Source organism: Stenotrophomonas koreensis (genome assembly GCF_001431525.1).
GTDB classification, from domain to species: Bacteria; Pseudomonadota; Gammaproteobacteria; order Xanthomonadales; family Xanthomonadaceae; genus Stenotrophomonas; species Stenotrophomonas koreensis.
On record NZ_LDJH01000043.1, the window covers coordinates 1 to 935 of the forward strand.

2 protein-coding genes are annotated in these 935 nt (G+C 60.7%); both read left to right on the forward strand.

Annotated elements, in window-relative coordinates; translation table 11 throughout:
* The coding region (locus ABB25_RS14795) for a DUF4410 domain-containing protein (protein ID WP_425477337.1) at positions 1 to 193 on the forward strand (193 nt) is incomplete at its 5' end.
* A 224-nt stretch (positions 194 to 417) separates the two neighbouring features.
* Positions 418 to 935, forward strand: a 518-nt coding sequence (locus ABB25_RS14010; RefSeq protein WP_244477837.1) for an SDR family NAD(P)-dependent oxidoreductase, incomplete at its 3' end; no start/stop codon positions are given.

The window sequence follows — 935 nt, forward strand, 5'->3', positions numbered from 1 at the left end:
TGGCGCTGCCCGTGCCCTGCTGGGGATCATGGCCGGGCGTGACAAGATCATCAGCCATGTGCGGGTGATGGATGCCAATGGCGCGCAGCTGGCGTCCTTCGAAGTGGAATCCACCAACAGCACGGCGTGGGGTACCACTGGTGGCTTGCACCAGAAGCACGCTGAGGAAATCGCGTTGCGCCTCAAGGGCTGACTCTTTGATCTCAGCCGGCTGCTGGTACAGCCGGGCAAGACATGGATGACTGAGTGATCAGGGCTCGGGTGCGCAGGCACCCGGCCCTTTTTTCCTGTGTTTGTTGTGATGCCTGGCCGGGCCAACGGTGAGCTTCAACGGGTATATTTGCCCCTGCATTGAATGGGCAGTGATCATGAAGTTGATGGTGATTGGCGCCAGCCGGGGGCTGGGGCGTGCGTTTGTTGAAGGGCTGCGCGCCCGGTGACACGGTCATTGGTGTATCGCGTAAGCGCCCGCAACAACTGAACCTTGCCGATGGGGTTGGCGTGGAGTGGATCGAGGCCGACCTCAGCTCGCCGCGCGAGGCGGTGCAGTTGATTGCTCGGCAAGCGCCCGATGCGCTGGATGTGCTGATCTGCAACCTGGGGGTGTGGGAGCAGGCGGCCTTCTCGGAGCACTACCGCTTCCTGGAGGATGACGATGATGAAATTGCCGCCATGGTGAACATCAACATCACTTCCACCATCCTGGCGTTGAAGCACCTGGTGCCGCGCCTGCTCTCATCCAAAAAACCGCAAGTCATCATCACCGGTTCCACCTCCGGCCTTCGCCAGAGCGGTAGGCCAGAGGTGACCTTCGGTGCCTCCAAGTTCGCCCTTACCGGCATTGGCGATGCATTGCGGGAAAGTTTCCGGCAGCAGCGGCTGGTCGTTACCTGTCTGCAACTGGGCTATCTCAATACCGATGATGACCTGGAGGG